17 protein-coding genes and 2 pseudogenes are annotated in these 25,074 nt (G+C 57.4%); 8 read left to right on the top strand and 11 right to left on the bottom strand.

Annotated features, from left to right (window positions below):
• Positions 1-24: 24 nt before the first annotated feature.
• The 3 genes from ACVIYL_RS43520 to nolL all read left to right on the top strand — a co-directional run bounded on the left by ACVIYL_RS43520 (position 25) and on the right by nolL (position 4,090).
• Positions 25-1,323: a glycoside hydrolase family 28 protein gene (locus ACVIYL_RS43520; RefSeq protein WP_310880999.1), complete on the top strand. Its 1,299-nt coding sequence runs from the start codon at positions 25-27 to the stop codon at positions 1,321-1,323.
• Between the two features lie 257 nt (positions 1,324-1,580).
• Entirely contained in the window at positions 1,581-2,561 is a 981-nt protein-coding gene (locus ACVIYL_RS43515) for a pectinesterase family protein (protein WP_456781565.1), read from the top strand.
• Positions 2,562-2,974: 413 nt separating this feature from the next.
• Positions 2,975-4,090 carry a nodulation factor fucose acetyltransferase NolL gene (nolL, locus tag ACVIYL_RS43510; protein ID WP_456781962.1) on the top strand — a complete coding sequence of 372 codons (1,116 nt, stop codon included), beginning with the start codon at positions 2,975-2,977 and terminating at the stop codon, positions 4,088-4,090.
• 205 nt (positions 4,091-4,295) lie between these two features.
• Here nolL and ACVIYL_RS43505 read toward each other — a convergent pair whose 3' ends face one another.
• Complete coding sequence (locus ACVIYL_RS43505) at positions 4,296-5,654, bottom strand: carbohydrate porin (protein ID WP_456781564.1); 1,359 nt, start codon at positions 5,652-5,654, stop codon at positions 4,296-4,298.
• 1,421 nt (positions 5,655-7,075) lie between these two features.
• Here ACVIYL_RS43505 and ACVIYL_RS43500 point away from each other — a divergent pair.
• Positions 7,076-7,315 carry a hypothetical protein gene (locus ACVIYL_RS43500; RefSeq protein WP_456781563.1) on the top strand — a complete coding sequence of 80 codons (240 nt, stop codon included), beginning with the start codon at positions 7,076-7,078 and terminating at the stop codon, positions 7,313-7,315.
• A gap of 577 nt (positions 7,316-7,892) precedes the next feature.
• On the opposite strand, the gene hemN is transcribed toward ACVIYL_RS43500, so the two are convergent.
• A complete protein-coding gene (gene hemN / locus ACVIYL_RS43495) occupies positions 7,893-9,227 on the bottom strand; it encodes an oxygen-independent coproporphyrinogen III oxidase (protein ID WP_456781562.1) in 1,335 nt (444 codons plus the stop codon).
• Positions 9,228-10,614: 1,387 nt separating this feature from the next.
• Here hemN and ACVIYL_RS43490 point away from each other — a divergent pair.
• The gene (locus tag ACVIYL_RS43490; RefSeq protein ID WP_310880994.1) at positions 10,615-10,800 is read left to right on the top strand and encodes a hypothetical protein; all 186 of its coding nucleotides are present in this window, start codon (positions 10,615-10,617) and stop codon (positions 10,798-10,800) included.
• A gap of 617 nt (positions 10,801-11,417) precedes the next feature.
• On the top strand, positions 11,418-12,143 hold the full coding sequence (locus ACVIYL_RS43485; RefSeq protein ID WP_310880993.1) for a helix-turn-helix transcriptional regulator: 726 nt from the start codon (positions 11,418-11,420) through the stop codon (positions 12,141-12,143).
• Positions 12,144-12,502: 359 nt separating this feature from the next.
• Here ACVIYL_RS43485 and ACVIYL_RS43480 read toward each other — a convergent pair.
• Positions 12,503-13,229: pseudogene (locus tag ACVIYL_RS43480) on the bottom strand (outer membrane protein).
• 325 nt (positions 13,230-13,554) lie between these two features.
• On the opposite strand from ACVIYL_RS43480, the gene ACVIYL_RS43475 reads away from it, so the two are divergent.
• Positions 13,555-14,142 carry a hypothetical protein gene (locus ACVIYL_RS43475; RefSeq protein WP_456781561.1) on the top strand — a complete coding sequence of 196 codons (588 nt, stop codon included), beginning with the start codon at positions 13,555-13,557 and terminating at the stop codon, positions 14,140-14,142.
• Between the two features lie 166 nt (positions 14,143-14,308).
• Here the strand turns inward: ACVIYL_RS43475 and ACVIYL_RS43470 are convergent, their stop codons facing one another.
• Positions 14,309-15,850: an acyl-CoA dehydrogenase family protein gene (locus ACVIYL_RS43470; RefSeq protein WP_375166719.1), complete on the bottom strand. Its 1,542-nt coding sequence runs from the start codon at positions 15,848-15,850 to the stop codon at positions 14,309-14,311.
• Positions 15,851-17,455: 1,605 nt separating this feature from the next.
• On the opposite strand from ACVIYL_RS43470, the gene ACVIYL_RS43465 reads away from it, so the two are divergent.
• Positions 17,456-17,701: a hypothetical protein gene (locus ACVIYL_RS43465; RefSeq protein ID WP_310880988.1), complete on the top strand. Its 246-nt coding sequence runs from the start codon at positions 17,456-17,458 to the stop codon at positions 17,699-17,701.
• Positions 17,702-18,333: 632 nt separating this feature from the next.
• Here the strand turns inward: ACVIYL_RS43465 and ACVIYL_RS43460 are convergent.
• The 7 genes and pseudogenes from ACVIYL_RS43460 to ACVIYL_RS43430 form a co-directional block, all read right to left on the bottom strand.
• Positions 18,334-18,708 (bottom strand): NolY, encoded by a 375-nt coding sequence (locus ACVIYL_RS43460; protein ID WP_310880987.1) that lies wholly within the window; start codon positions 18,706-18,708, stop codon positions 18,334-18,336.
• Positions 18,709-19,836: 1,128 nt separating this feature from the next.
• On the bottom strand, positions 19,837-20,991 hold the full coding sequence (locus tag ACVIYL_RS43455) for an LLM class flavin-dependent oxidoreductase (RefSeq protein WP_456781560.1): 1,155 nt from the start codon (positions 20,989-20,991) through the stop codon (positions 19,837-19,839).
• Between the two features lie 43 nt (positions 20,992-21,034).
• Positions 21,035-21,292: pseudogene (locus ACVIYL_RS43450) on the bottom strand (transposase); the annotation flags it as partial.
• Between the two features lie 60 nt (positions 21,293-21,352).
• Positions 21,353-21,622 carry a hypothetical protein gene (locus ACVIYL_RS43445; RefSeq protein ID WP_456781559.1) on the bottom strand — a complete coding sequence of 90 codons (270 nt, stop codon included), beginning with the start codon at positions 21,620-21,622 and terminating at the stop codon, positions 21,353-21,355.
• 619 nt (positions 21,623-22,241) lie between these two features.
• Positions 22,242-23,348: a branched-chain amino acid ABC transporter substrate-binding protein gene (locus ACVIYL_RS43440; protein WP_456781558.1), complete on the bottom strand. Its 1,107-nt coding sequence runs from the start codon at positions 23,346-23,348 to the stop codon at positions 22,242-22,244.
• Between the two features lie 346 nt (positions 23,349-23,694).
• Complete coding sequence (locus ACVIYL_RS43435; RefSeq protein WP_028337412.1) at positions 23,695-24,408, bottom strand: MerR family transcriptional regulator; 714 nt, start codon at positions 24,406-24,408, stop codon at positions 23,695-23,697.
• Positions 24,409-24,530: 122 nt separating this feature from the next.
• Entirely contained in the window at positions 24,531-24,740 is a 210-nt protein-coding gene (locus ACVIYL_RS43430) for a hypothetical protein (protein WP_310885128.1), read from the bottom strand.
• Positions 24,741-25,074: the final 334 nt, after the last annotated feature.

Raw genomic sequence — 25,074 nt, 5'->3', positions numbered from 1 at the left:
GCTCGCGGCAACGAGACGAGGTCGATGACAAAGCTTTTTCGCGAATGGACCCTGTTGTTCAGCATTGCCTTCATCGCTTTTTGCCCCACCGCGAAGGCACAAGATCGCCGCATTGTCGCCGAACCCGGAGCACCTCAGACGGTCTGCGACCGCCCGGTGCCGTCTGGTGGGAACGACACGGCGAGGCTGCAAGGTGCCATCGACCATTGCCCCGCCGGTGCTGCGGTCTATCTCGGGCGTGGCGAGTTCCGGTCGGGCTCACTTGAGATGAAATCGGGCGTGACCTTGTGGATCGGACGCGGTGCAACGCTTTTCGCCATCCCCGAACCTGCTGCCTACGACAAGGGCCGCGGACAGTGTGGTCGCATCGGGGCGAAAGGCGACGGTTGTCGGCCGTTCGTCAGCTTTTCCAAAACGCGCGGCGGCGGCATCTACGGCGACGGCATCATCGACGGCCAGGGCGGTGCACCGATGGTCGGCAGCGCCGAAACCTGGTGGCAGCTGGCCCGCCGCGCACAGGCCGAGGGCGGCAACCAGAACGCCCCGCGTTTGATCCAGATTGATCATGCACAGGACATCAGTGTTTCTGGCGTCACCTTGCGCAATTCACCCAGTTTCCATGTCGCGATGAACCGGGTCCAAGGTGCCACGTTCTGGGGCCTCACGATCGATGCACCGGCCGATGCCCGCAATACCGACGGCATCGATCCTGGCGCCAGCCAGGACGTAACCATCACCCACAGTTTTATCCGCACTGGAGACGATAACGTCGCAATCAAAGCCGGCGACAATGGCGCAACCCGTCATATCTCCATCACCGATAACTACTTCGGCTGGGGGCACGGGATGTCGATCGGCAGCGAGGTGAATTCCGGCGCCAGCGACATACTGGTCCGCAACCTGACCTTGGACGGCACGACGTCCGGCCTGCGCATCAAGAGCGATATCAGCCGAGGCGGCCTGGTCGAACGAGTGACCTATGAGAACGTGTGTCTGCGGGGCAACCGATGGCCGGTCGCGTTCGACACAAAGTACGATCCACGTGCCCAAGGCACGAGGATTCCAGTCTATCGCCAGATCGTTCTGCGCCATGTGCGTGGCGACAATGGTGCGCTGCTGATGCGCGGGGTCGACGAGCGGCACGCCCTTGATGTGACGCTCGAGGATGTTCGATTTGCCGATTCCGCGACTTGGCAGCTCGAAAATGCCAATGTGACCGCCGATCATTCTGAGGTGTCGCCGCCGCTGCCCGGGCGAGCCAGAGAACCGGCCTCGCGCGGATGGGAGGGATGTGCCAGAGCATTCCGGGACGGTAATGACTAAGCACAACTCGGTGTCGAATCTCAGGCCGGTCAGATGCGCCTCGATACCGCTTTGATTCACGGGCGTTGCGACGAGACACGGCGCTGACACCCTCATTGCAGCAGTCCGACAGGGTCACCGCCATTGGACGTCCCGCAGTTGCGCGAGAGTTCCGGCTCGGTGGAGAAACGTGTTGATCATACTCAGCTGCTTGTCGCGGCGGGACGTTATCCCGACTGCATCGAGCGTGCAGCGAGCCCGACAAAAGGTGAGACCACATGCGGATTTTCGCGCTGTTCGCTGCAGTTCTGGTCGGACGTTTCTGCATCTCGGCGGCCCACGCTCAGCCACTTTTTGTCTCGCATGCCGACAGGGCAGCCTATCACTCGGTTCAGGAAGCGATCGACGTATTACCGATCCAAGGCGGGGACATCCAGATCGCGCCGGGCATTTATCGCGAGAAGGTCAAAGTCTCTAAATCTGGTGTTCATATCAGAGGTTCCGGCAAGAAGCCGGATGATACGGTCGTTGTGTATGGCGACGGCGCGATCAATGTCGGAGGAACCGCTCGTTCTGCGACGCTGGACGCCTCTGGCGACGATTTCCGGCTCGATAATTTGACAATCCAAAACGACTACGCGCTCAATCCGGCCAATCCATCCTCGCAGGCGGTGGCGTTGTCGGTTACTGGAGACAGGGACGTTATCACCCGCGTCCGCCTGCTCGGCGCCCAGGACACGCTGTTTGCCGGTAAGCGGCCGAACGGCCGAGTATCGCGACAATACTTCTCGAACTGCTACATCGAGGGGCATGTCGATTTCATATTTGGTGATGCCAAGGCCTATTTCCGACAATGTGAGTTGCACGGCATCGCAAATCAAGCGGTCGTGTATACCGCACAGAGCAAAGGAGCCTCGGACGAGGACAGCGCGTATGTTTTCGATCATTGCAGGCTGACTGCCGACCCTGCCGCGCGCTATGTGGCGCTCGGCCGGCCTTGGCGCCCCTATGCCACAGTGGTGTTCCTGTCGACGAAGATGGATGCACCGATCATCGCGGAAGGCTGGCGCGAGTGGACTCCGGGCAAGACGATTACACTTAAGACGGCCAACTATGCCGAATACAAATCCTCCGGCATTGGAGCCAATCCGGCAGGCCGCGAGCCTCACTCTCATCAACTGACCGATAGCGAAGCCGCGAAATGGTCGCTGAGGGCGTTCTTCGGCGAGGCCACGGATTGGCTGCCCAGCGGAAGATAGGGCACAGAAACATTCACGAAAAAAGCGTAGTTGATCCCATGCGCCGTCCTAGTATGGATGACGGCGAGGGAAGCTTTGGTTGGGTTCGAACGCACCCGCGGCAGCTCAACTTCAGGCGGGCTGCGAAGCCACAGCAGGCCGGATGTTGCATCTTTCAGAAGAAATCATGCGATCGCCGCGCCGCTGCTTGTTGTAACTCTTGATCTCGTCAGCTTTTCGAAAGCTTGTGGCCGCACAATCGCCGATCTGCAAACCCTCGTATAACTCCTTCCCTCTTTCTTTATACCGATCACCTGCCTCCATATAATTGAACATTGGTGCCCAGCCAGCTATCGGAGCGTAGCCTCTAGATGGCAATTGCCTCCACGATGATCGGTCGGATCGATCTCCATGGAGCAAAGCTGCAGCAGCGAATGATTGATACATTGCGAAATTTAACCGGATCGACTGCACCTGGTGCGCCAGAGGCGAACGATCGCGACCTAGCTTTGGATTTTGCCAAAGGAGTGCTGATCATTTTGGTGATCGTCGGTCACCTGATCCAGTATATCCTCTACCGAGATGAAGGCTTCTGGGATTCGCCATGCTTCAAATGGATCTACATGTTCCATATGCCTCTCTTTATGGCGATAAGCGGATATCTTGCTTGCCGTGCGCTGTTGCGAAAGTCGTTGGCGCAAGCCGTCGGCGATCGGGCGATGCGGCTCTTGCTGCCCATGCTGTTTTGGTGTGCCCTCCTGGAGACAGCAAAGTTGGCTGTGCTTCCCCGCGCGCCTGACGCATCGGGCGACATTTTGCCAGTTCTAAACGATGTTGCCGGCACATACTGGTTCATCTGGGCAGCGTTCGTTCATTTTCTTCTCGTTAAAATTCTTTCGATCTTCGATCATTGCTCGCCCTGGATCTTGTTCGTATCAGTCGTACTGGTCGCGTTCGCACCCCTGACATTCTCCATATTTCCTCTCATAAAGTATACTTACCCGTTTTTCTGCCTGGGCTTCTCATTTGCGCAGTCGAAAGGCCGGTGGACAAGCATAACACCCTCTTACAAGCTGATCTTGGTCGTGTCTCTCTGGATAGCGGCACTGGTGTGTTTCCTGGCCTGGCAGAAGGACACTTACGTCTACAAAAATCTCGCGCTGGTTCAAGATGTGCTGTCGGCGAAGAACGTGCTTCTGATGCTTTTTGGCTCTGCGGCAGCCTCAGCGATCATGATCGAGCTCTTCTTGCAATGCTGGAGATCTGGCCGCTCAAATCGAGTGGTCCGCTTTATCGCCGTGGAAATAGGACAGAGCACGCTGGTGCTGTACTTGATTCAGGGTACGGTATTTCGCCTCATGGATTCGATACGGTACGCAGTCCCTTCGGATCTCACAACCAGGTTGGCCGTGGCGGGAATTCTAGGGGGAGCGATTGTTCTCGTCGCGCTGATGGTGCGCCGAACCGTGCGCGACATTCCTTATCTGTCTCAGCTCATTCTAGGAGCTTCGCCCCGCGCCCTTTTGTCCAGCGGATCAGCCCGCGCATAAGTAGAGCTGTAGCCGAAATCCGATCGGAAGCCCCCGGGATCATCCGAGAGCCGGCTCCCGGTTCGCTCTTCGCAGCCTCCAGCCGACGCGTTGACAGAAGTAGCACGTAATTTTTGGTAATGCCTCAATTTGAAATTCAAACTGACGCATTACCTATTTTTAAAACCGAGGACTGGGAAGCCGAATTGGTGTGCATCCTCGATGACTAGAAGAATATCAGCGTAGACACCAGAAGATTGAGGGCGTGCTCCGTTTGGGGCGTGTGTGTGACGCTGGTCGGGTTATGCACGTATGACAGTCCGACGGTTGCATACACACCCGGGGCGAGATGCGCGGTGTATGTTCCCGTAATTGCAGTGGTATCGCGATGCGCAAGCTGTCCTTTTGCCACGGCGGCATCCACTGCAAACTTGCTCCAGGCGGTGTTGGTGGCGACAAGAGCCATCAGATCACTGGGACGACTATCAAAAGGTCCCTTCGCATACAGCCGAAGCTCGTAATACCGGCTGATCCGGTTCAAGTCAGACGGAGCTCCCATGATGGAGAATCCGCCATAGATGCCGCGAGATGGCGTCCCCTCGACATCACTCTGCCAGAGCTGCCTGTCAGCAGCGACGTAATGAAAGTTATTCCCGCTCTCCCTTTGTTGATCCAGATCCGCTAGATTCTTGTAGCGGCTATTGTTGAAGCCAATGCCCGCCCGCAGCCACGTGTCGGGTACGCCGGGAGCGGCCTTGCTCTTGTAGCCAAGTTCGTCAACGAAAAGAATGCCTGTATTGGCCGTGCTCCAGTTCAGGCCGGTTGGATTCTCGGTTATCTGCGCATAAGGACCATCTGGACTGATGGAGCGCTGCACGGAGACTTTGTTGTACCAGCGATCATCAAAATTGTACTTAAGGTTGATGGCGGGCGTGGGAGCGGCGTTAGTGCTCATGCCTGCCTGGAACAAGGCAAACATGTTTGATCCTGAGATCCCTCCGAACAATGTGCCGGTGAACTCATTCTGGTTTCTGAGATAGCCAAGTTTGAGTTCGAATTTCCTGTCGAGGAAAGTTTGATAATAGGCGAGTGTATTTAGCCCCACTCTATCCGGTCCCGGGCGCTTCCATGTCCAGTATTGCTGCTCGGCTCCCACGACAATCTGGCCATCGGGAATGCCAAGCCGGCTGAGATCGTAGGTGACGATCATGAAGTTCGCCGTAGCAAACGTCGGATTCTGCCCCATGTAGAGTTGGTTGGCGATACTGCTTCTGGCCGCATTCGGCAGCTGGTTGTTGGCAAACGTGTTGTGCGTCCAGCCGATATAGCCGATCCCGACGTCCGCCAGCGCGGATCTAACGCCATCCCTGTCCTGAATAATCGTATCGGCAGGGCCGGGTATGGTGAGCCAGATCCCTTTTTCTCGGAAAGTATCGAAGCGTGCGAAGGGGTCGATCGTCTTTCGCGTTTGCGTCTGAACAACCCGATCGGTGCTGCTGCGCTTTATGAGAGACAGGTTGGGAGCTGATGCCAGCGCCGTTCGAACTGGCTGATTGACCACGCCGATCCGGAGCTTTGTGGACATGTCGTGAGCTCCTGGCGTTCTTCTCTTAGTGGCTTGGCCCACAGCGCTGCTTTTGGGACCAGTCTCTTCAGCAGTTTGTGCCAAAACAGGGGGGCCCATCAAACAAGCCGCGAGAGAAAGTGCGACGGCAAGTCGCGGTTTCTTCTCGCTTGATCGCAAGCTGCAGGCAAGTGCTGCCGTAGCCGAAGATGTCTGAGGCGTCGTCACCGCATCAAAGCAATCACCCACAGTGTTCTTCGCGTCCTTGTTTTGCGAGCCATGCATGAATTGAAAACCGGCCTTGATGGCCCAGAACGGACTTCCCAAGTCTTGGCGTCTAAGGACAAAAGGCGCGACGTCTCACGGGCAAAGGCGGTTCGTCTATCAGCGAGATCCGCTTGACTCGCCGAACCTCTTCGCCCGTAAACGCGAGAACGATCTGGTCTGCACCTTGTTGTGCATCAGGCCGGATTTGCCGAGAGTGATCAGCGCTTGCTGGCTGGACGAGAACCGCTGGCAGCGAGCGCGCGGAGCCTCAGCTGTCCTCGCCGTCAAGACATTGCGAGCCTCGACCCTGCTACACTATGGGGCAGAGGACTGCAGTTGTGCCGAGCATCCCGCTCGAAGAGGCCGTTCTCGACGAAATGGCGGCCACTGGAATGCAAAGCTGGCCAAGCCAGCGCCGTGGCTTCATGAAGCTGTCTTGGTAGGGTCGTCTGCGAAGGGCGAAACGATCGACGACCGCGATTTCCAGAGAGCCTTGGAATCTCTTCGCGCAGCGATCGCGTCACAACGTTCATGATGATGGCCCATGAGATCAGAGGAATTAGGCGTCGAGCTGCTTTGGTGGCTGTGGGCGGGCAGTTGCTAACTCCGTACGCTCCATTGGCATGGCCAAATGGTGCATTCCTAGTTCCTGGACCTGTGATCCCGCAGCGTTCGTTTCGGCCACGCTTGCCATATGTCCGTCGTCTCGATCAACCTGCCAGAACTGGTAGTTGGCCATGTCCAGCGCTTGCCGCTCCAATGGCAAGGTGACTTGAGCGCCAGCTGTCGCGCCTTTACGCGGCAGCAAGCCGTGAAGTTGCAGCGCGAAAGCTGAGATTCAGACCTTGAAGGAATAGCGGCCGGTTCGCATCAGGCGCCGGCAAGACAAGAAAACCTGCAAGGTTCTGCTGAATGATGCGAAAATGCTGCGCTATGGCCCTCGAAGGCGAGAACTATTGCTTACCGCGAGCTCTATGATGGATTAGCTCCGCGTAAAGTGTTCGCTTTGCCTCGGTCAAGACGGGCCGCTTCATCGAGGCCAAGGGGGCAACCGATCGGCGAGTTTGTGAAGAATGATGTTGTCGGCGGCTGCGGTTGGCTGGGATGCGTAAGTATCGCGAGTTCTCGCGTCAACGAGACAAGCCGATCAAAACGGGGACGTCGGGCAGGGGACGATGCAGATGATTGATCAGGCGGCCGCTTCGGACTTGCGGCCGCTCTTATATGGCTCGTCAGGCCGCATTCGCTGGGGTTTGATGTTTTTGGTTGTCTTCGTCGGCTTGTGTGCGGCGGCAGCCCATTTTGGGGGGAGCCTCGCAGGATTTGTCGAGACGCCGGCAGCCGGGCCCGCCGATTCGCCGGTGGGCCTGCCGCCGGTGGACAGGGCGTCCCTGACCGAGATACATTGGATGTAGCAGAAGACCAGCGACGACATTGCAGAGCTCAACCGTCAAATCGATGCTCAGCGGCAGGACCTGAGAGGGATCCTGGACCAGATCACCGTGCTGACTTCGCGGATCGATTCTCTGCAACATCCAGCACCTGCCCCTTCTGCCCCCTCCGTTACTTCTTCGCCCGCGCAAGCTACTTCGAGCCCGGCCAAGAAGCGCATCGAGCGGTCCAAACCACAGGGGCCCGTTTCCGTCGGAGGCGCGCCAGTGATTGCAGGACAGAAGACAGGCGAGCCTTGAGGCCTCAGGCTGCTGCGCGGGAGCCTCCCACGTTTGGCAGCCGGCGGCCTGCCCAGTCAGGCTGATCCTGTCTCACCGAGCGACCATGCCGTCGGCGCGTGAGACATCAGGAATGCGGGCAGGTTTCTGACCACGTCAGCGAGCCTGCCGGGTCGGAAAGCAACATCTTCAACGAATGAATTCCACCGCCGAACTTTCGTTGGGTCTTCTGCAAAGCCAGTTGTCAGCGTATCCGGAGCATTTGAGAGGTTTTTAGTTTTCCGTCGAGCGAATGTCGCGGCGATAGCTCGTGGCAGCCTTCCTAATAGGGGGTGCGGTCGAGATAAGCATCGAATGCGGCAGCAACAGAGCGGATAAGAAAACGGTGCTCCTGCTTGATACGGACGAGACCCTCTTCGATGTCCACTACCCCATCCTCGGCGAGCATTCCCAAGCGATCAGCCGAATCGAGAAGAGCGATCGGATCAAATCCGTGAGCGGCACAGATTGCCGGCATGTCGGCCTCCAAATCGCACATCAGGCGATCGATAATTGCAGCCCGGAGCCGGTCTTCATCAGTGAGACAGCAGCCCTTTGCTGTTGCCAGACGGCCTGCTCTGATGTGCTGGTTATAGGAAGCTGTTGCGACCTCGTTCTGGACGTAGCCGTCACGGAGACGGCCGATGGCTGACGGACCAAAGCCGATCACGGTTTTACAGGTGTCGGCCGAATAGCCCAACGAGTTGCGCCGTAGCCGACCGTTTTTTTGGGCCAGCGCGAGCTCGTCGTCCGGCAGGACGAAATGGTCGAGCCCGATTTGGTGGTAGCCAGCGGAGACCAGCGTATCTGCCACGGCCGCGGCTTGCTCGGCGCGGGCAATATTGTCCGGCAGCGCGGCCTCGTCGATCTGGCGCTGACGTTTCATATAGGAGGGAACGTGGGCGTAGCTGAAAACCGCAAGCCGGTCGGGTCGCATGGCGACCGCCGTCCTCGCGGAGTTCACACAGGACTGCACCGTCTGATGCGGCAGTCCGAAGAGAAGGTCGAAGTTGATACGGCTTATTCCATGCTGGCGAAGGCGTTCGACGGCAGAAGCCGTCTGCGCCTCGCTTTGAAGCCGATTGACAGCCCTTTGAACCACGGGGTCGAAGCTTTGCACGCCGATGCTCGCGCGGCTCACGCCGGCTGCACCCAAGGTCTCGGCCATCTCGGCCGTGAACGCGCGCGGGTCGATCTCGATGGCGATGCTTGCCGATTCGATGAAGGTGAAGCAGCGGCGTAGGAGCTCCATCAGGGCGAGGAAATCGGCTGGAGCGATCGTAGTCGGCGTTCCGCCGCCAAAATGTACGTCGTTCACGGGCAGGGCGCACGGCGCTTGCTCTGCGACCAAACGAATTTCCTCGCTCAGCATCGCAACAAAATCGTGAATCGGTCGCTCGCTGCGAGTGAGGTTTGTCGGGAAACCGCAATACCAGCAGATTGATCGGCAGAACGGAATGTGGAGATAGAGCGAGACGGGTTCGTCGGGCGGCAGCCGCCTCAACCATATCTCACAGGTCTCGGCAGCTACGGTCGCGGAGAAATCAGGTACGGTCGGATAGATGGTATACCAAGGCAAGCGTGCATCGCAATATTTGGTCAGAAGCGAGGTCTGCAAGACTTAAACTTTCCATGCTCATACAACATGAAGCTGACCGATGCGCCTTCTTTTGTCTTTGCGTTATGTCAATAATCCCACTTTCGTTTTCAAATCTAATTCGCGTTCTCGATGCCACCAGGCGCCTAGCGTCTGAGAACGGGAGTACTCGCTGGCAATCATTTGATGCTCGCTCAAAGAGTAAATCTTTCATATGAGCACGGCTTCAGCGGCTAGACGTCCCTCAACTAACTTGCGCGCAGTGTCAGTCGTTCATCCAAAGACGATTGGCTTCGCGCCGCTTACCTTCGCCATGGCGTCACCGCTCCCGCAGGCGCCACGAGCAGGATGCATCACCTTGCAAGCTGGTGATGTCACGGACAAGAAATGTTCTTCGATGAAGCCGCCAAGTGCGAGATCGTACAACTTGACGCTGCGTGAGATTCAAGATCCTTGGACCCGCGATGAAAACATTTTGGACTCGACGTTAAAAGAATGTATGAGCCTCAATTCCGCCACGCTGCTTGTCTCATTGGCGTAAGCATCATCACGGATGTACTGATGGTGTTGGGGCGGGCCCGGCGCACTTCCAACCCCGGCAAAGTGCGTCGGGGCGCCTGGCGGCGCCGAACTTAAGCCGCTCCACCAATTCACAACTGTTTCGATTGTTTTTTTCGGCGCTCAGCACGTTACTCTAACGGCTCCAGACCAGCAGGCCGCAAGGACGGACTACTTGCTCAGAACTAATTGCGAAAGCGTGCAGACCGTCTTCACCAAGGTGCCCTCGACATAGTTGACGAAGCGAGTCGACAATGAGACCGGCGCGGCACTTCCACAGTGCTTTCGGCTCTTGACATACGCGCTTGCATTCCGAGCCGTTGCACTGCACGGTTGGTTGCGACCCATCGGGACCGGCCTTGTCGTCGTCTGTGATTGGTAAGTCGCCGTGTTTTCAGTCAAGCGTTGGTGCCTGGCGTACCGACGAGTTGGAGGACAAGAGCGCCTCGAGTCGGCCGTCGTGGAGAGCTGCACTCGTGGATCTAGATCAACCGGTGCGGCGGCTTGCGCAAATGGCGTTGTCGCGTTTCCTCCCGATGTCACGATTGCTTCAATGTCATACGCAGGAACCGACCTCGGTCCCGTCGAGCCGTGTCTAGACGGTCGAATCAGCGAACCCAACAATTGGTACGACACTTGCTGGTCGGATCCGAGGTCCTCTCACTTCTGGAGACGCGCATGCAAAGTGTCCTCTGCATCGAGCAGATCTCGCGACTGCGCGTACCGCCCGTTGTGCCTCTGGTGCCATCACCACGTGCCCCGTCGATTCATTCACACCGAACCTGCGCGGCGGAAGCCCTCAAAGGCCGGGCATTGATGCCGGGCGGTTGCCTCTTGCCGCGACTGTTGCATGTCGCGCATCGATTGCGTCCTCGACAGCGTCGAAGAGCGAAGGCTCGGCCAAGGCTCAGCGATGCCAATCCGCAAGATTGGGATGAAAAATGACGCTCCTGGCATCCTCGCCAGCAAGCAGAGCATCGAAGCCGATATCGCACGCGCGGAACCCGACACCGCTAGGCGAGCCGGCCTGCTCTAGCTCACGATCGCGAAGTTCAGCGCCTCGGGTCCTCTCGCGCTGGCGCTTCGGACGGCGCAGCGTCTCGTTCAGGCCGAACTTCGGGTTCGCACAGTTTAATCTGACCCGCGCCCACGTCGTGGCCGGCGGTGCTGCTTGGTCCGTATGGCCAGCGGCGTTGGTCGGATCGCCTCCGATCGGTTGCCCGCGCACGTCGGACCACCGTGAGACTCTCCGTCAGCGCGGACACTCCTGGGTTAATTCAGCGTCAATCTGCATCGCGGGCCCAGACCGTCAACACGGACAACACTGGGGATCCTCGAGGTCGCCAGTGCGTCGTCGGCGGATCGGACAGATCACATTGATGGGGACCGGCGTTGCGGTTGCGGCATGCCGTTCAGCCTCAGACGAGGGATAGCGGTCGACGCCGCAGCTGTTTGACGGAGACGATCACGCCATCGCAGTCGGCGGCAGAACAACGAATTCGGGAATGGCATCTGAGGCAGCGTACGAGCGCTCCAGACTTCGCAAAGAGCAAACCCAGGGTTCAGGTCATGGAATGGAACTTGGCTCCGCCTGAAACAAGCGCAATTGAACGCAGGGACACCGACGTTGACCGGTGTCCCGGGCCGCGCAACATGGATCTCTTCAGCTTCACTGAATGCGCAAACCAAACGCATTCGCTCAGAGCGCTGTTCGAGCTTCTTGTCAGCTGCGCCACGGAGGAGGGCTTCAGTGAAGTTGCTTACGGCGCCCTCAACTTCGTCGAGCCACTTCGCCTGGCGGAGTATCCACCCCCGACCGTGGCCGTAAAATGGCCGCCAGACTGGTGCGACCGATACTTCAAACGCAAGTACCACACCATCGATCCAGTGGTCCGGCGGACGCCGATGCTGTCGCGGCCATTTTTGTGGGATCAGCTCGCTGAGCACTATCAACTTCATCCCGACGAGAGACGTGTCCTGGATGAGGCCAGAGAGGCAGGCCTGAAGCATGGCATAAGCGTACCGTTGTTTGGGCCCTTGGGCCGGGTATCGGTCGTGTCGTTTGCGTCTCCATCCGAAGATGCGGATCCGCAGGACCGCATCGGTCATCTCAACGCATTGGCCAGTCACTTTCACAGCGCCTATGGCGAGATCGCACGTCCCTGCAACAATGGTGGTGAGAAAAAAGTGGCACTGTCGCAGCGTGAGATCAGCTGCATGCGGTGGGTGGCAGAAGGAAAATCGTCATGGGAAATCGGGATGATCCTGGAAATCAGCGAGAATACAGTCAATTTTCATATCAAGAATGCGATGCGAAAGCTGGGCGCGACCAGCCGGCTCCAAGCGATCGTTATGGCAATCCGCCTCAATGTTCTTTGAATTCCTCCTCGATTGGAAGCAAGCCCCAATTGGCTAAACTGTTGCTCGCAGCGTCTGGCAAGTCGCGGCCCGCTCTATTTTTACCGGAACTGCAGACGCAACGCTGCGTTGGGACAAGAAAGTTGAAATCTGACACTGCGTCAGGTTGTGAATGCGCCGTAACCACCGACAACGTGCCCGATCGACTGACTTGGATCGCAATGTTGGAGCCCGGCGATGCGTATGATCCGGCCAATCACCTAGTTGCACGAACTGGAAAGTGAGGCAGGGGTGATGATTGATTAAGAGGAGCGCTTGAAGAAAGAACCCCGATCGACCGTCGGGGTTCTCGATTGACCATAGCAAGCGCGTGGAGGTCACTATCTACCAAATGCCGGGCTGAACTTGTAATTCAGCCGTGCCGTGATGAGATCGACGTCCTGGTGGACGCGATCGCCACCAACGGCTGTTGGGAAGGATACGTTGCTGCCCTGCATGAACAAGTGGTCATACTCGACGCCGGCGGACCAACTTGGCGTGAGGCTGACTTCGATACCGGCGCCGAGCGTGCCGCCCCAACGCACGTCGTTGTTTCTGGCAATCTGGGCCCCATTGACCACAGAGTTGATGTGATAGGTATTGCTTGTCACCGCAGCGCCCGCCCTTGGCGTAGAGCAGCACGGCATTGAACGCGTAGCCGATGTGGCCGGTCAGCAGGCCGAACGCATCTGTCTTGGTGCCAATGATGTCTGCCGGGAAGGCGGTGCTGACATTGGAGCCGCTGAAGTCGGCCCAGTTGCCCTGACCTTCGATGCCGTAGACCGTATTGAATATCTGCCAACGATAGCCGATCTGGCCGCCGATGGTGCCTCCAGTCGAATTATGGCAGCCCTCGGGCGTGACGCCGTTGAAATCCCAGCAATTGTGGCTCGATCCCCAGCCACCATTGAGACCGATATAGTAACCGGTCCAGTCGTTGATTGTAGCTACGATCGTCGGCGGGGGCGCCTTGATGTTGACGGGCTGCGCGGCGAAGTCCGCGCCAAACGCGGGAGCAGCCGCACTGAGTGCGCCGATGCTTGCCGTCAGAATCAGCAAATTCTTCATTCGAGTGTCGTTCCTTTCGATGCCCCCCGGCACCGCGGGTCTTAACAAGATCATCGCGGATTGCTGTAACTGCAGCACAACATTGTTTCGGAAGAAATCGGTTGAATCGAACCATGCGTCAGATTTCGGTGGGCGCTGCAGTAAGCCGAAGAAGACGCTAGAGGTTTACCCGATTGGTTATTTTCACCGCGGCATTGCTGAACTCTAGAGGCAGGTTCTACCTCTGCGTCGCCATTGATCGCACCAACAAATCCGCTTTCAAACCGCACGATCAAGAGACGACTGAAGAAGTTGTCACCCGCACTTCGCGATGGCGCTTATTTCAATGCGCACGCCCTTCAAGTTCAAGGGCCCTGTCAACGTTTGGGGTTCCACGTTGATCCCGGATACAAAGGCAGCCGATATTCGCAGTGTTCAACACGAGGCCGACAACAGTGCAACTGACAGGGGTGAACGGCTTTTCAAAATCTGGTTTGCCTCAATCGATCAAAAATCCGGCAAGAAATACGTATTCGACAAATCGCCAGTTCAAGACATCGACAAAGAACTCGTGCGCGGAATGACGCGCGAGCTGTTGTCATTGCAACAGTTGAACGGCAAGATCAGGGAGGCTGATGAAGAAGTAGGTAAAAAACTCACCGCTGTTGAGACCGACGTTAGAACGCGTTTCGCGGAACAGAGGTCTACCGTCGATGGCCTTTGGCTCGTTTGGCGCTCCATTACGCTTGGCGTCATCGGTGCCTTGCTCGTTGCTCTTTTCATAACAGACGTCGTCTCAAACTGTGTCGCAACGAGCAAGCGAGCGCCCTGGGCTTTGGCTTCGGCAGAAAACGCTGCACAAGGCAACATGATCGTCACATCAAAGGAGGGTTCCCCGCTATTCGACGGAGGTCGGTCGTCTAGGCAGGACTGATGATGGCGCGCGTAGCACGATGCGCCTCCCGGCGGCCTCGAGCACGTGCGATCACCGATCTGTTAGTATGGCGGCGCTCGGTCGAGGATCAAGTGCGAAATCGGCGTGTGGCAGTGCCTGCAGTTGGTCGGACCAGCCTCCCTCGCTCCACTTGCGAGTTAGGGTTTCAGACATACTGGACCAATTTGAGGTAATCGTCTGTGAGGACTGGCGAGCGGATGGAAGAAGCTGCGTCATGAAGGAAGGTATTCAGAGTCCTACTAGCGCGAATGCGGCCCTCGAAAGACAGTCGCGCTGGCGCGCGAGCTCGGAGGATATCCAATTCGGAACTGATCAGGTCAGCCGCGGGACAATCTGAGGCCGAGAAGCAACCAGCAGAGATGACAGCTTGTGCCAGTCCCAGTGTAGTGAGCCAACCCGCATAGATTAGTACCGCACCGTCTGCCTCATTGAGCCCAGCGAGTTCCTCAATTGCAGCAGCGTGGACTGGTGCGGCTCCAAGAGAGAGAAAAAGATCGGCTATTTCGTCACGTGTGGCTCGAGAGAGAAGGCAGCGGCCGAGATGTGACAGGAGCGTCTCGGTCGGCCCCTCGAAGATGCGCAGAATGCGAGCGTCGCGATAGATCTTAGCTACAGGCGTTCCCTCATCGTAACCACGGCCACCTAACAATTGGACGCATTGATCAGCGACGAGCCCGCACCACTCCGACGACAAAACCTTCGTTGCTGACGCAAGGTGGACGTTCGGCGCGCCCTGCGCTGAGACAAGACGGCAGGATGCACCCAGCATTGCCTTCACGACTTCCCGCCGCAGTACCATCTGGCCAAATAACTGCTCGATATAGCTGTTCTCGATCATGCGCAGCTTGCCTAATCGACGTTGGCTTGCATATGAGGCTGCGACCTGGATAGCGCGCTCAAGGGCTCCAAGACCCATAGCAGCCACACCGATGCGCCCGCGGTTCATACTGGATGCTGCTGCTCCCCAGCCGTCTTGATCGCGAGAGAGCACGTAAGCACTCGGCAGCTCGACATCCTGGAACTCAAGGGTGTTCTGGATAATGCCGCGTAGACCGAGTGTGCGATGCTCGTGAGTGACCTTTAGGCCGGGAGCCTGCCTATCAACCAGTACGCCAACGACGCGGCCTTTCGCATCCGGACCAGAAGCTCGCGCAAAGCAAACGATCCAACGAGCCCAGTCAGCGAGGCCGATCCAAATTTTGCGGCCGGAGACGCGAACTCTATCTTCGTGCATGAAAGCCGAAGCTTCTATATGTCGCGGCGCAGAGCCAGCTCCAGGTTCTGTTAACGCGAAAGCGCAAAGGTCGCCATGTGTTGCACCCCACATGACCTGCCCTTGTTCAGGGATGTGCGTTGCCGCTTCGATGCAGGGCAAGGCCAGGAAGTTATGGATCACGAGGGTAGAGGCAGCCGAGACATCGAAGGATGCAGTGGCGGAGATGAGATCGATGGCCTCTTGCAAGGGAAGAGCTAACCCACCGTGCTCTGTCGATGTAGTGAGCCCGAATAGCCCATGCTTTGATAATACGCTGTGTAGGGTCGGAGGAAATGCTCGACGGTCATCTGCGTCTGCGAAATTCAGCTGACTCAGATCATCGATCAAACGCGAATATAGGGTAGCAGGTGCACAAAAGTCAGATGTGCCTTGCTGCGCCTCCTCGCATAAAGCGTGAACCTGAGTATACATAGCCATAAGAGCAGAATGATTGCGCGCGCGTCCCGTGCCAATCATCCCCGTGGCTAGCTCGAATAGACATTGGTATAGATGGATGTGAGCGTAGCATAAGGTGGTTACCCAAGATCGGAATGTTTCGCCAGCGCTCCGGGGCAGGCAACAAAATGCGTCTTGCACGACTAACCCATCGAGGGCGTGTTCGCGACCGTGCGGTACCGGACGATGGACACCAGAGGTCAGTTGGTCGCCGCTACCACTACGCGCATGGCGTTCAAACTGGTGATCGCCGCGTCAAGGACCTGGCGGCGGCCCAAAGGCAGATCATTTGCCGCAACTCATCGCAGTTGTCAGATTCAACAAGGGTATCGAAGTCATCCAAGCGTCGGCGAACCACAGTGTGTGATCACTCGTCAACCAAGACATCCTGCATAGCAACGACGAACTCATCAGACAAGCTCAAGAAAATTGTCTCCTACACTTCGTAAATCGTTCGACACGCCTAAACGGTATGGGAGCTGCGGCCGTGCGCAAAGCTGATTGCATTGAGCCACGTCGTATCGGAGCGATGGCAGAAGACCGGAGCGCCATCAGCACGAGTTGCGCCACGAAGTGGCTTGGTCATCACGGGGATCGTCATTAAGCAACCAAGCCATACATGGCTGAGCAACTAACGTGCTAGGCACTCATAGAGCGACAAGAAGGGTAAAACGGTACGCCTTTACAAACCCCGGCTGCCTAACCACTCGATAGCTTCCGGACGTGTATGTCGCTAATCGGACGCGGTTGACTACCGACTTCTCGCGCGCGATCGAGAGGAGTTTCACAGGTCTGGCGGGCATAATCGGCTCTCATTCGGGATCGATGCACAGGGCGACCTTCGGGACTTCTCTCAAGTCAGCGCCCTCCGCGACTGCGCCTCGGGGCGCATACAAACGTGGGGGTCATCGTGATGGCGGGGGGCAGGACCGAATCCGTCGGTACCGTACGCACCCATGACGAACCACGCCCCACAGTTCTTTGCGGGACGATACGAACCGGATCGTCGCAACGGCCCGCACGCGGTCAACGATCGAGTGACCCCGCGTGGAGCAAAGCTCACACCACGGAGCCGTTGCGCTCCGTTGAACAGGAGAACGACGGCCAGGCCGCCGACATTTGTCTGAAAGCAAACAAGCGGTGTCCGGAATGCGCAGCGCGCGCTGAAGATGGCATTGGATGAGACGGACGATGTTGAGGTTGGAACGCTCCTTAGCTCGGAGCTCGAATGTGGTGCACGGCCGTTTCGCCAAGTGCGGCTCTGGCCATGATTAGTCCGGCCTTCGACTGCTTGAGCGACCACCGACATCGAGCAATGCAGGAAATCCAGCAAAAAATGCGCGACAGCGCATGCTTGCGTTCAAGCGCTTCAGAATTGGTCGAATTGACTTGGGTAACACGGCGCTCGGTCATCCGCACTTCAATAAGCATCTGTATAGACCTGTTGTAGCGCCGCGAGGAGCTCGCTGCGCGAGCGAACCCGTGGATCCGATCTCTTACCTGCTGCGATACGTTAGAGGCACTCGGTTTCGCTTTGAACAAGTTACTCCCTCGTATTCAGATTTCGATTGGAGTTTTGAGATGGACCAGATTTCATCTGAGCAAGTGCAGGCGCCGGAGGTTCTCGTGAGCGTTGCCTTTGATAAGGCGTGGCGCTTTGTCGAGAAGGACCCGTTACTGGCGCACAATCTCAGGACAGTGCTTCACAGCCGATTGCGGGCGTTCCTGGAATGTTCGATAAGGAGCGGCGAGCGGAATACTTTGCATCTGGCGAACGAGGCGATACGCAATCTGCGCGCCGAACTTGCGCCCTCGACAAAACAATGAGGTGGCTTACACCTCCCGGCAGGAACAACCGGCTTCGTCATGGCTCTCCGCGATCTTGGGCAGCAGAAGAGCAATCCCGATATATCGTGCTCGGAATCTTCTTCTCGACGAATCTTCTGCTTCGACTGAACCGCGTCCTCGCCTAATCTTGCCGGGCTGAGCATCGAGCGCATCCGCGAGGATGTCCGCCGCGATACGGCCGGTCACCGCCGCGCTATGCCACCTGATCCTTGATGCGCCGCCACACCCGGTCAGGGCTTCCGCCCTTCCGCCGGCATCATCCGGCTCGCCCGATCCTAGGGACAACAGTGGCTCGATGCTGCTGCCCTGCGGGTGATCGACATCTGCGCGCATCTGCGGCCCGGTCAAAGCGATTCTTGCCAACGATCTCGATCGACGTCCTTCACTCAAGCGCCCCTTGTTCAGAAAACGCGCCGGTCCTTCATCCGAACCTCCGCAGGCTATGTTACGACGACTAGGAGATCAACGCCTTACGGATCGACTGCGATGCGGACAAGGCAGTAGAAGCGAAGCGCTCGTGAGACGACAAGCCTGTCCAATCTTGCAAATCGTGAACCTTGCGGCGGTACTCGGTAGGGCGTCGTCACCGGCTGAAGAACACGAAATGGAATCTACTCATTTGCACGCGACAGAATTAGCGTGGCGATCTTCATCTGGTTGGCAGGAGTGCGTAGAGCCTCGGGTAAGGCCGCCACTGCTTGATCGAACAGGCGTCCCAAAACCTGAAGGTCTTCTGGATGATAGACGCCGCGGTCTCGGGACATTCGCGCTGTTTGCCCATCTCCATTGCGGCCACTGGTCCTCGCGTCGCTTAGCTGACCGATGGCTAGCTCCGCGTTTATCATTTCGTTTGTGAGTGCATTAAGTAGTCGGACTGCTTCGAGCTCGTTGCCTTCCGCGCCGACGAGGGTGGCAACGATGTCCAGTTGCAAGTCGATGCGATGCGTCAGGTCTTGTATGCGTGAATTGGAAGGATCAAGTTCCACGGCGTTGCTCCAGAGCAATTAAAATCAAGGTAGGGTGAGTAAAGATGTGCGTCGTTTGTCGCGCGTTTGTGGGGCTGCAGGCGCATGGCTAGAACGAATTGCGGCCGCAGAAAGCTGTGCACACGTGCGGTTAGTTGAGAGCGGCGCATAGAATGCAATGACCGCGACGCAAGAGCGCAGGAAACATGTGAGGGCGGCCGGCGCCGAGCAGCACCAAGTACGCAAGCGCAGTGAGGATCCCCGACTACAATGACGTAGGGAATCGCGCTGTGGTACTGCGCAGCCGGTCTGGTCACGCAAGTCGTCAGCGGTGCCTCGTCGTGGCCGGCGAAAATATGGCTTGCAATGGAGTTGTCAGATAGCTGACAGTCCTGCATCGGCTGCAGGCCGTCACAGCGCCAGGTTGATGGCGCGGGCAAGCGGTTCAGGACGACAAGTCCGGTTTGCCTTGGCTTAGGGCGCAGTCTGCCCGTCCTAATTCTAGCGGGCGCACGCATGGACCCCAGCCAATAAGAGTACGCGAGAGCCAATCTCCTGGACCGCCTTTAGCATGAGGACAACTAGGTTGGCGACTATGCGGTAGATTGCGCGTGAGGCGTTGCGATGCGCCATCCGCCTATAAGCGGGCGATACGTGCCGTGATTTGCAGGATAGGGGAGTCTGTTTGGCGATACAGACACGGGGGACTGGAGTTGCCCTGCGACTATGCTCAAAGCAAACTGGGTTCATTGTTACACGTGCTTCGTGAAGGGTACGTTCCGGAGATCGGCGATTGACTATGGGGTATTTGGTTAAGACCGGTAAAATCGAAAGTGTTGATGGGATGCATCCAACTCGCGGATAGCGCGCGCGACCGTGGCCGACCTGTTCTGGATGACGCAGGATGCCGACCGCATATGAACAGAGTTGGCTTGTCATGCGCCGCTCTCCAGTCAGTTCACGTCAGCGTCGGTGACATCGGCCGAAAGGCCGCCATGATGGTGATCAAGACGATCCGGTCCTCATCGGTCTGTGGACCTCCTGCTGGGTAGGCAGGAGGTCCTGAATACGCGCGTTCGGCAGGGCGGCCGATCATAAATGAAGGTCGTAATGCGCAGCTCCTCTAAGGCGCCCACATCCTAGTCATCTTCAGCCAAAGCTAGCGATGATTTCGGATCTAATTGTGGTTGCAGTGTATAGGGAAGCTTCTAGCGGAAGGTTCCCGAATGCAAGCTGGCAAAGTAGGTAGTTTGCACCTGCCTCCTCCATCTGGTTAAGAAGGGTCTGTCGGACGGAAGCTGGCGTTCCGACGACGCATAATTCGCTTTCGAGCGCTGCATCGAAGGTCAGCGGCAGGGTAGGTGGTGTCGGAATGGCGTTCAGCTCGTAAACGAATTTAAAGCTATCGAGCCATCGCTCATACGCGGTTTCCGCTGTTACATGGGCGTCTCGGTCAGACTGCGCGATCACGACCATGCGAAGCAAACCAATAAACGGCTCGCGATCGTCCCCGGCTGTAATGCGTGCTCGATGGGCGCGGAACGCATTCGTAATGTTTCGGACAGCAGAGGAACGGCCTAGGCACGCTAGATTGGCGCCATTGGCAGCAGCCCACTCCGCCGACTCTGCCCGACTGCTCGTGATCCAGGTCGGCGGATACGGATGCTGATGCGGCCTCATGGTCAAAGGTATCTCGCTCAGCTCGAAGAATCGTCCGTGATAGGATAGCGTATGCCCTTTTAGCGCGGCATTTAGGATTTCGCTGGCTTCCTCATAACGCTCTGGCGCTGCGTCCGCGCTGACGCCGAAATAGCCCCATTCGGTCGGCAGGGAGCCACGTCCGATACCGAGCTCGAGCCTGCCGCCGCTTAATTGGTCAAGCATGCAGATCTCTTCGAATGCGCGCAAAGGATGATAGAGGTTGAGCAGCAGGACCAGCGGACCAACACGCAGTCTCTGGGTGCGTTGCGCGACGCTGGATAGAAACAGGTTCGGCGACGGCCCTCTGCCATGTGGTGTGCAGTGGTGCTCCGCCAAATGATAAGCGTAAAAGCCCAGAGAATCGCACACCTCCGCCAACTTGAGCCGATCTTCGTATTGTCGCGCGACATCGCGGCCGTCGTCGTCCAAGTGGTCGAAAATGCCGCACGTTAGTCTTGAAGGAAGGCTGCTTTTCACTTGATCATCTCCGTTTGTGGAACAGGCGTCCTGGTTGCCTGATGCCGTCGCGCTCAAGGACGGCTGTTCGTTATTTGACCGCTTTTGATCTTTCTGGTCGGGTGCGGTGCCTTGGGCTTGCACCATGTGAGTGGGTCATGAGGATCTGCAGATGGCGGTCTGACCACTACTTTGATAGGAGCTCGCGAAGCGCCGCCACACCGAGCATGTGTTCGACCAGAAGCATCTTTAGCTTCGCGTTCTCCTCTTCCAGGGCCTTCAATCGTTTGGCCGCAGAAACGTCCATGCCGCCAAATCTGGCTTTCCAATTGTAGATTGCCGCTTCAGAGGTTCTGTGCCTGCGAGCTAGATCGGCCGCTTTCGCGCCAGCCTCATGCTCTTTCAGTATCGCGATAATTTGTTCCTCCGTGAATCTCGGCCGCTTCATCTGTCCGCCCTTCTTGGGGCAGAACTTGCGCTCCAACTGGAGGAGATGCCCAATGAGAAATCATCTGCCGAACGCCAACACGAAGCTTGGGTCGGAAGGCATTCCAGAAGGTTCGAGTTCAGTGAAGTCTGCTGCAACTTCCCGCCTTTCAAGCCCGATAGGCCGAGGGTTGTCCTCGAAGGCAAAACGGCGCCCAAAGATGCGGACGCCGATGGCATGGCTGATCACATTGTTGTTGAAAAATTTTTGAATCGCGCGAATCGACCCGATTGGCACATCGCTGCGGGCGGCTTGGCGGCTCGCCCCAAGGCGGAGCCGTGCCCTGCGCATCGGCATTGCTGTACGAGGACAGCAACGAGCCTCCAATTAAGGCGGCGGCCAGCGGGAACGAGTTGATGGCAGGGCTGACACAAGCCTCATGGAGATCGGTTCGGCCGGAGCGGCAGTTGATCGTTTTGTCGCGTGCAGTTCGTAGTGTTCCGCCCGACGCGGGACAACCCGTAGGTTGCAGCGCGCAAGTGCATTTATCAGCATGCGTGCTCGATGGGGGAAGTTGTCGCTGCAAATTGAGTTTCGTGGCTATGTTTGTTGGAAAGAACTGCCAGCAGTTCGTGACACCGCCGAGCTGCTGCAGACGGCATGGGGAGCCTATTTGAGAAAGAACCGGTGAACCAAAGAGAGTAACCATTGAGCTTATCAAAACAGGCTTGCCAAGGTCGAGAGTTGCAACACTGAGGGTTGGCACGGGTGCTATTTGTCTATCATAGGACGCAACTCATCCCCCAGCGGATCGACATCAGGCAGCTCTGCGAGCGCTGCGGCGAACGCAAAAAGTGCTGCGAAGACCGCGAGTACAAGGGTGCATGCGAGGATCGTTGCACCAAGGTCGTGAGGACGTCTTATCATCTGTGCCACTGGTTGAATTGTGGGAGGCTAGGTGAGGCCACGATCAGTTCTGCTGGACGTCTTCGACATGTCCGACGCGCCAGCGGGAAACGAGAAAACCAGGAGCCGCTTTAGCCTCGTTGGACTCAAATCGGACCGAACCGATCACGGTATCGGTCAGCCGCGAACGAAGTGCGTCGGTGACTCGTGCAGAATCGAAAGAGCTAGCCCGCTTCACTGCATCTGCCTGGGTTTTGACGGCTGCATAGGCGTAAAGCATGTAGCCTTCGGCGGACATGTTGGCCGCGTTGAGGCGGGTCGCAATGGCGGCCGCATTGGTATTCTTGCCGGGTTCGGGCATGAAGGTGAACAACGTTCCGTTTCCGGCAGCGCTGGCAACGACCCGGAAATTAGAGGTCATCAGCGGATCGTTCGCCATAATGATGAGGCCGGCACCTGATTCTGATGCCCGGCGCACGATCAGTCCGACTTCGATAAGATAGCCGCCGAAATAAGCGAGCCGTAACCCCTCCGTCTTCAATCTTGAGACCAGCGCCGCGTAGTTCTTTTCGCCGGCTACATAGCTTTGGCGATTGACGTATTCACCGGATCTCTGAAGCTGAGCCGCAACCGCGTCGGCAACGTCATTACCCGCCGTGCTTTTGTCATCGAGCACTGCGATCGGATGATTATTATGTCGGCTCCCAATGTACTCAGCTGCAACGAAGCACGGTTTGTCGCCGCAGCCACAGATCCGAAACACAGCCTCAAGGCCGCGGTCTGTTAGCTGAGGATTTGTCGAGCCAGGTAACACTTGAACGATGTCCGCTACGTCGTCGTAGACTGGGATCGACGAAGAAGAGCAAAAATGACCAACGGTCAGTCGGACGCGCTCTTTTGTGAGCTGATTCGTAACTGCGATGGCATGATTGGGATCGCAAGCATCGTCGACGACAGTCGATATCAGCTTGGTATCTGGAAGTAGGCCCGACACGTTCAGGGCCTCGACGGCGGCAGCCGCTCCATCGCGCATTTGTCCGCCAAACGCAGTGCCGCTTCCGATCACGGGACCAGCCACGGCAATATTGACGTCGGAGGCGCGCGTAGGCGAACCGATGGCGCAAAAGAGTAGTGCTGCACTTGCAGCTAAAGCGTTACGCCTACCCAACATTATAGAGCTCCAATGCTCACCAGCTGCCGGGATTTGCGGCCCGACTTGCTTGCAGATATCGATGCGGCTGATTCTGCCAAGCGAAGTCATTCGCGTCAGCTCAGCCACACCGCAGCCACGGTAGAGCCTACAATTTGACGTTACGTACGGTTCAAGCCCCTTTTTGAGGAAGTGTCTGACATGGCGTCGGCGGAAAGGTCGACGAGGCAAAAGTGGGAAGAGCTGTCCGGTTGAGCCGCACAACTCAGCCGCCGCGCATCAGAACCAGCTACCGAAGCCTCATCCCGTTCTCATCTTGACGACAGAGACCGACGGGCAATCCTGCACGCGTCCCTCCCCCAAGCTGTCAGTACGGCTGATCCTCCAACCCGGCAAGGGCGAGATCGAGATACTGCATGAGACTGGGATCCCAACCCGCCAGACTGCGGGGGGCACTTAACCGCGCGAGGACCTTCAAGATCGTCGAAACGCGTGAATCAGCTCCGGCGATTTCGCCGATCAGCAACCGCGCTTCAACCGCGACAGCCTTTGCGCGCTCGCCGCAAGGGTGTTCGCCCCGATCCATACAATCACGCAGTTCGTCCCGGATCCGCCGCCACCGATCTTCGCGCTCTGCAGCCAACTTGCATGTGCATCGGGACGCCTGACTACGCGTCTCGACCCGAGACATGGCATTCAAGGTGGCAGGCAGCTCATCTACACTTACCTGGATTTCACTGTCCGTCGTCATGTCGCGCAAGCGATCTCGCAACAGGGTTGCTCGGGCGACTTGAAGTTCGATCCGCTCCAAATGCTTGCGCAGGAGGTCAATGAGTGAAGTGGTGCCCTCCATGGCTTTACGGATCTCGTTAAGGGAAAAGCCAAGCTCACGTAGCGCGCGAATTTGATGAACCCGCTGAACGCTTTCACGATCGTACATCCGGTGGCCGCCGTCCGTACGCTCTGATGCGGCTAAGAGACCCGTGTGTTCATAATGATGCAGCGTGCGTACCGTTACTCCGGTCGCCTCTGCAAGTTCGCCAATGCGCCATCGACGCCTTCGTGGTGTAGCTTTGCTCATGTTGTTCAATTTCAAAGCCTACAACCTGACGTCACGTATGATTCAAGCTATTTCAAAGCTCTAGCTGGATCGTCTTCCATTCCAGCGTAAGAGATGGTCACTATCCTCAGAACGGCTGGCGATCAACCCTGAGGGGAAATCATGACCAACAAGTTCATCAGGCATGCCAGTCTAGACTCGCCGATCGCTGTACGCTCCAAGATGAGTTTGGCGACGGCTGTTCGATTTTCAGGGGTTCGCATCGACGGGGGTAGCGCGGTGATTGCGCGATCAAAAAGTCGTCCCAAGACAGAAAGCTCTTCCGGATCGAATATGCCGCTGTATTGTTTCAACGTTTAGCTCCTTGTTGGTCATTGCGCCAAGGCAGCGCACGTCGTCAAGGCGTTTGACCGCGGTAGGGCCAAAAGAAGTCAGTCCGGCGGCGCAGCGCGATGAAGATGCAGAGCGCTCTAAGGTGATGCGACAAGGCAACACTGGTACGCGGTGTCTTGCAAAATCGCACGAGCGATTCCCGCTATCTGCGTAAATCAATCGCTGCGCTGGCTGTGCGTCATGTGAAGCTCAGCGGAAGCGAATCGGATCCGGGCATTAGGAGTACTACTGGCTCTGAGGGTAGACGGCGAGCCCCGAGCTGATCTTAGTCATGTATATGAGGCCGCTAGGCGA

This window comes from Bradyrhizobium sp. USDA 3315 (assembly GCF_054056795.1).
The sequence above is the reverse complement of the archived record's forward strand: the minus strand, read 5'-3'. Positions and strand labels throughout refer to the sequence as shown.

Coding starts and splice junctions, on each gene's coding strand:
- ACVIYL_RS43445 (WP_456781559.1), bottom strand. CDS start 21,622: ATGCGCAGGGCACGGCTCCGCCTTGGGGCGAGCCGCCAAGCCGCCCGC.
- ACVIYL_RS43500 (WP_456781563.1), top strand. CDS start 7,076: ATGCAGATGATTGATCAGGCGGCCGCTTCGGACTTGCGGCCGCTCTTA.
- ACVIYL_RS43520 (WP_310880999.1), top strand. CDS start 25: ATGACAAAGCTTTTTCGCGAATGGACCCTGTTGTTCAGCATTGCCTTC.
- ACVIYL_RS43455 (WP_456781560.1), bottom strand. CDS start 20,991: ATGGTGCAAGCCCAAGGCACCGCACCCGACCAGAAAGATCAAAAGCGG.
- ACVIYL_RS43465 (WP_310880988.1), top strand. CDS start 17,456: ATGGACCAGATTTCATCTGAGCAAGTGCAGGCGCCGGAGGTTCTCGTG.
- nolL (WP_456781962.1), top strand. CDS start 2,975: ATGATTGATACATTGCGAAATTTAACCGGATCGACTGCACCTGGTGCG.
- ACVIYL_RS43490 (WP_310880994.1), top strand. CDS start 10,615: ATGTCGCGCATCGATTGCGTCCTCGACAGCGTCGAAGAGCGAAGGCTC.
- ACVIYL_RS43485 (WP_310880993.1), top strand. CDS start 11,418: ATGGATCTCTTCAGCTTCACTGAATGCGCAAACCAAACGCATTCGCTC.
- ACVIYL_RS43505 (WP_456781564.1), bottom strand. CDS start 5,654: ATGTCCACAAAGCTCCGGATCGGCGTGGTCAATCAGCCAGTTCGAACG.
- ACVIYL_RS43470 (WP_375166719.1), bottom strand. CDS start 15,850: ATGTATACTCAGGTTCACGCTTTATGCGAGGAGGCGCAGCAAGGCACA.
- ACVIYL_RS43440 (WP_456781558.1), bottom strand. CDS start 23,348: ATGTTGGGTAGGCGTAACGCTTTAGCTGCAAGTGCAGCACTACTCTTT.
- ACVIYL_RS43515 (WP_456781565.1), top strand. CDS start 1,581: ATGCGGATTTTCGCGCTGTTCGCTGCAGTTCTGGTCGGACGTTTCTGC.
- ACVIYL_RS43435 (WP_028337412.1), bottom strand. CDS start 24,408: ATGAGCAAAGCTACACCACGAAGGCGTCGATGGCGCATTGGCGAACTT.
- ACVIYL_RS43475 (WP_456781561.1), top strand. CDS start 13,555: ATGCGCACGCCCTTCAAGTTCAAGGGCCCTGTCAACGTTTGGGGTTCC.